Here is a 4717-nt window from a genome sequence, read left to right as displayed (position 1 = left end):
TCGCCGCGGGTGAACCGGTGCTGCATCCAGGCGCCCAACCCCTCCAACCGCTGCTCGATCCGCAGCAAGGAACCGGTGATCCCGCCGATCAGCATCGCGCCGAGCACGATCAGTACCGGAGCACTGTCACCCACCGCGGCGCTGAGCACGTCGTCGCCGACTGTCAGTGCCGAAGTGATCGCGATCAGCAGCGTCACCAGGCCGAGCGCGTCGGTGACGAGATCACGGGTCCGCTGGCTGAGCCGGTGGCCGATGAGGACGCCGAGAACGCTCCCGACGAGGACTGCCGCGACGTTCACGACAGTCCCGATCCCGATGAACAAGCCTGGTCTCCGATCGCCGGCTGTGACGGCCGATGTGGCGGTGGTGAGGGCGGCGGGTCACAGCTTTGCTTGTGACCTCCGAGGGCCTACTGTTGCGCGGGGATGAGCGTATCCGCCCGTCCAGTTCACCTCGGGGGTGGATTAAGACCAGGAGGCCGACGTGGCACCAGCCATCGAGGTGCGCGACGTTTCCCCCGAGGATGCTGAAGCCGTCGTGACGCTCTGGCGTGAGATGGCCGTCGGAGCCGGGCCGCAGTCGCGACTGCTGGCCGCGCCGACGCCGCAGGCCGCCGAGGCGACGATCCGCAAGCACGAGAACGATGCGTCGGGCCGGCTGATCGTGGGGGAGATCGAGGGCCGGATCGGTGGCATGGCCTACCTCCGGCGGACACCGGTCAGCCCGCTGCACGACGAGATCACCGTAACGGTCGAGTACCTGCACGTCAGCGACCACGCCCGCCGGCACGGCCTGGGCAAGGCGCTGATCGCCGAGGCCGCCGCCTGGGCCGAGCACGAGAACTGCCCGCACCTGGCCGTCGTCGCTCCCGCCGTCGCCCGCGAGGCCAACAGGTTCCTGGCGCGCCTCGGGCTGGGCCAGGCGGGCGTACTGCGGTTCGCGACCACCCACACCGTACGGCGGCGGCTAGCGGCTGAGCATGCTCCGAACCTGCTGGCCTTGCTCTCCTCGAGGCGCTCGGTGATCGCCCGGAGGGCCCAGCTGCCCCGCTCCCCGCTGGTCGAGGAGCAGTCGTACGGCGACGCGCCATACAGAGAGAGCACCGTCAGGGAGAGCACCGTCGGGGAGAACGGCTATGGGGAGATCAGGCTCCCGGCGGAGCCTGAATCAGCTGGCAAGTGATCCTGGCGGTGCAGACCCGCTTGCCGCGCTCGTCGGTGATGACGACCTCGTACGAAGTGGTCGTCCGGCCGAGGTAGATCGGGGTGGCGACGCCGGTGACGACGCCTTCACGGACGGCCCGGTGGTGGGTGGCGTTGAGGTCCACGCCGACGGCGACCTTGTCGTAGTTCGCGGCGTGCAGCGCGGAGCCGACCGACCCCAGGCTTTCGGCCAGGACGCAGGAGGCGCCGCCGTGCAGCAGCCCGTACGGCTGGGTGTTGCCCTTCACCGGCATCGTCGCGACGATCCGTTCCGGCGTGGCCTCGGTGATCACGATGCCCATCGTGTCCAGCAGCGTGCCCTCCATCCCCAGGTCCGGGGGAAGCTTCGCCGCGGCCTTCTCGTCACTCACAGGAATCTCCCTCGGGGTCACACGATCTGTCGATCGAACACTACGTGAGGCCCTCCGCGTGCGCGTGTCAAAACTGTCGGCGCTACCCACTAGAGTCGGTCTGTGGCTCCTGAAACCAACACTTCGACGATGACCAAGGAACCGGGCGCGGCGGTGGGCGATCCGACCGTCAGGCCGCGGATCCTGCTGCTGGACGGGCACTCGCTGGCCTACCGGGCGTTCTACGCGCTGCCGGTGGAGAACTTCTCCACCACCACCGGGCAGCACACCAACGCGGTGTACGGGTTCACCTCGATGCTCATCAACATGCTCCGCGACGAGCAGCCGACCCACATCTGTGTGGCGTTCGACGTGTCCCGCAAGACGTTCCGCACCGAGCAGTACGCGGAGTACAAGGCGGGCCGGTCCAAGTCGCCGGACGAGTTCAAGGGCCAGGTCTCGCTGGTGAAGGAGGTGCTGGAGGCGCTCCGGATCCCGACCACCGAGATCGACGGCTGGGAGGCGGACGACATCCTCGCCACCCTCGCCACCCAGGCCTCCGACCAGGGCTTCGAGGTGCTGATCAGCAGCGGCGACCGGGACGCGTTCCAGTTGGTGAACGAGAACACCACGGTGCTCTACCCGAAGCGCGGCGTGTCCGAGATCGCCCGGATGGACCCGGCCGCGATCGAGGAGAAGTACGGCGTGACGCCGCAGATGTATCCCGATCTCGCGGCGCTGGTGGGGGAGCACAGCGACAACCTGCCCGGCGTACCGGGCGTCGGCCCGAAGACCGCGGCCAAGTGGCTGAACCAGTTCGGCTCGCTGAACGACCTGATCGACCGGGTGAACGAGATCAAGGGCAAGGCCGGTGAGTCGCTGCGCGAGCACCTGGCCGACGTGATCCGGAACCGGCAGATCAATGAGCTGGTCCGCGACCTGACCCTCGACGTGGTGGTGGACGACCTGGTCCGGCAGCCCTGGGACCGGGAGAAGGTGCACACCCTGTTCGACGGCCTGGAGTTCCGCGTCTTGCGGGAGCGCCTGGTGGCCGAGCACGAGCAGGTGGACGAGACCGTCGACCAGGGGTTCGAGCTGCAGGGTGTCCAGCTGAAGCCGGGCGAGGTGGCTGCCTGGCTGAAGGAGAACGTGAGCGGCGGCGAGCGGGTCGGCGTCGCGGTCCAGGGCAGCTGGGGTCGTGGGACGGGTGAGATCACCGGCCTGGCGCTGGCGAACGTGTCGGGTGCGGCGGCCTGGTTCGACCCGTTGACGCTGACTCCGGACGACGACACCGCCTGGCAGGCGTGGCTCGCGGATCCCCAGCAGCCCAAGGCTTTGCACGACGCGAAGGGCCCGCTGCTCGGCTTCCTCGAGCGCGGCTGGACCTTGGCGGGTCTCACCTCGGACACGCAGCTGAGCGCCTACCTGGTCCGCCCGGACCAGCGGTCGTACGACCTGGCCGACCTGACGGTTCGGTACCTGCGTCGCGAGCTGCGCAACGAGGAAGCCGAGAACGGTCAGCTCAGCTTCGACGACGTCGAGGGCGGTCCCGCCGCGGATGCCACGATGCTGCGTGCCCGGGCGATCGCCGACCTGGCCGACACCCTCGACGCGGAGCTGGAGAAGCAAGCCGGTACTGCGCTGCTGGCCGATGTGGAGCTCCCGCTGATCGACGTGATCGCGGCGATGGAGCGGGACGGGATCGCGGTCGACCGCGCGTACCTGGAGAAGCTCGAGGAGCGGTTCGCGACCGGTGTACGGGAGGCCGCGGCGTCGGCGTACGAGGTGATCGGCAAGGAGATCAACCTCGGGTCGCCGAAGCAGCTGCAGGTGGTGCTGTTCGACGAGTTGCAGATGCCGAAAACCAAGCGGACCAAGACCGGGTACACCACGGACGCGGACTCGCTGCAGGCGCTGTTCGAGAAGACCGAGCACCCGTTCCTGGCGTACCTGCTCGCGCACCGCGACGCGACCCGGCTGCGGCAGACGGTCGAGGGGCTGCTGAAGACGATCAGCCCGAAGGACGCGCGGATCCACACGACGTTCAACCAGACGATCGCGGCGACCGGGCGGCTCAGCTCGACCGACCCGAACCTGCAGAACATCCCGATCCGGACCGAGGAGGGGCGCCGGATCCGCGAGGCGTTCGTCGTCGGGGACGGGTTCGAGGCGCTGATGAGCGCCGACTACAGCCAGATCGAGATGCGGATCATGGCGCACGTGTCCGAGGACGCGGGGCTGATCTCGGCGTTCAACTCGGGCGAGGACTTCCACTCGGTGACGGCCGCGCGGGTCTTCTCGGTCGAGCCGTCCGAGGTGACGCAGGAGATGCGGGCCAAGATCAAGGCGATGAACTACGGCCTGGCGTACGGCCTGTCGGCGTACGGGCTGAGCCAGCAGTTGAAGATCGGCGTGGACGAGGCGAAGGGCTTGATGGACGAGTACTTCGAGCGCTTCGGCGGGGTCCGCGACTACCTGCGCAGCATCGTGCTCGAGGCCGGCAAGAGCGGCTACACCGAGACGATCCTCGGCCGCCGGCGGTACCTGCCGGACCTGACCAGCGACAACCGGCAACGCCGCGAGATGGCGGAACGGATGGCGCTGAACGCCCCGATCCAGGGCTCGGCCGCGGACGTGATCAAGATGGCGATGCTCAAGGTCGACGCGTCCCTGCGCTCCTCGAAGCTGAAGTCCCGGATGCTCCTCCAGGTCCACGACGAACTGGTATTCGAGGTCGCCCCGGGCGAACGCGAGGCCCTGGAGGAGCTGGTCCGCCGTGACATGGGCGCAGCCGTCGAGATGGCCGTCCCCCTGGACGTCTCGGTCGGCGTCGGCCGGACCTGGCACGAAGCCGCCCACTGAGGCACGCACGAGCGCGACCAGCAGGTGCCCGCTCGGGCCGATCCGACGACCCCGCCTCCTTTCGAGCGGTGCCTAAGAGGTCGCGAAGACAGGCGGGGCGTCGGTCAGGGCGTTGCTGATGCAGGTGTGTTCGCGAGGCGACAGAGGTGGGAGAGCGGTCAGGGGATACCACGCGACCTCGAGGGACTCGTCGTCGTTGACGCGCGCCTCGCCTCGCAGGGGGCGGCAGCGGAAGCAGAGGTCGAGGTACTGGACCTGGTCGCCGTTGGGGTAGGACGAGGGCCCCAGCGCCTGGATGCTGAC

Annotated in this window: 5 protein-coding genes; 2 read left to right on the top strand and 3 right to left on the bottom strand. The window is 68.7% G+C overall.

The window, feature by feature from the left end:
- The coding region (locus tag VFG33_RS09425; protein ID WP_325024546.1) for a DUF554 family protein at positions 1-323 on the bottom strand (323 nt) is incomplete at its 3' end.
- A 160-nt stretch (positions 324-483) separates the two neighbouring features.
- On the opposite strand from VFG33_RS09425, the gene VFG33_RS09420 reads away from it, so the two are divergent.
- A complete protein-coding gene (locus VFG33_RS09420; protein ID WP_325024544.1) occupies positions 484-1182 on the top strand; it encodes a GNAT family N-acetyltransferase in 699 nt (232 codons plus the stop codon).
- On the opposite strand, the gene VFG33_RS09415 is transcribed toward VFG33_RS09420, so the two are convergent.
- On the bottom strand, positions 1145-1573 hold the full coding sequence (locus VFG33_RS09415; protein WP_325024542.1) for a hotdog fold thioesterase: 429 nt from the start codon (positions 1571-1573) through the stop codon (positions 1145-1147). The two genes, VFG33_RS09420 and VFG33_RS09415, sit on opposite strands and share 38 nt — an antisense overlap.
- Positions 1574-1702: 129 nt before the next feature.
- Between VFG33_RS09415 and polA the strand changes: the two genes are divergently transcribed.
- Complete coding sequence (polA, locus tag VFG33_RS09410) at positions 1703-4414, top strand: DNA polymerase I (RefSeq protein ID WP_325024540.1); 2712 nt, start codon at positions 1703-1705, stop codon at positions 4412-4414.
- A gap of 72 nt (positions 4415-4486) precedes the next feature.
- On the opposite strand, the gene VFG33_RS09405 is transcribed toward polA, so the two are convergent.
- Positions 4487-4717, bottom strand: a 231-nt coding sequence (locus tag VFG33_RS09405; RefSeq protein ID WP_524538124.1) for an NUDIX hydrolase, incomplete at its 5' end; no start/stop codon positions are given.

The sequence above is a fragment of the Kribbella sp. genome (genome assembly GCF_035687465.1).
In the GTDB taxonomy this organism is placed as follows: domain Bacteria; phylum Actinomycetota; class Actinomycetes; order Propionibacteriales; family Kribbellaceae; genus Kribbella.
The sequence above is the reverse complement of the archived record's forward strand: the minus strand, read 5'-3'. Positions and strand labels throughout refer to the sequence as shown.